General features: G+C 64.8%; 1 protein-coding gene. It reads left to right on the plus strand.

The window, feature by feature from the left end:
* A partial coding sequence (locus AQI95_RS44290; RefSeq protein ID WP_067137167.1) for a chitinase occupies positions 1 to 577 on the plus strand: 577 nt, incomplete at both ends.

The raw sequence follows: 577 nt of genomic DNA on the forward strand, positions 1-577 counted from the left end.
GAGGATCAGTTCAACCAGATGTTCCCGAACCGGAACAGCTTCTACACCTACAGCGGGCTCGTCGACGCCTTGAGCGCCTACCCCGGCTTCGCGAACACCGGCAGCGACACCGTCAAGAAGCAGGAGGCCGCCGCCTTCCTCGCCAACGTCAGCCACGAGACCGGCGGACTCGTCTACATCGTCGAGCAGAACACCGCCAACTACCCCACCTACTGCGACTGGAGCCAACCCTACGGCTGCCCCGCCGGACAGGCCGCCTACTACGGCCGCGGACCGCTCCAGCTCTCCTGGAACTTCAACTACAAAGCCGCGGGCGACGCCCTCGGCATCGACCTCCTCGACAACCCCTGGCAGGTCGAGAACAATGCCGCCGTCGCCTGGAAGACCGGCCTCTGGTACTGGAACACCCAGTCCGGACCCGGCACCATGACCTCCCACGACGCCATGGTCGACAGCGCAGGATTCGGCCAGACCATCCGCAGCATCAACGGCTCCATCGAATGCGACGGCAAGAACCCCGCACAGGTACAAAGCCGCGTCGACGCCTACCAGCGCTTCACGCAGATCCTCGGCGTCT

The organism is Streptomyces yokosukanensis (genome assembly GCF_001514035.1).
Taxonomy (GTDB): domain Bacteria; phylum Actinomycetota; class Actinomycetes; order Streptomycetales; family Streptomycetaceae; genus Streptomyces; species Streptomyces yokosukanensis.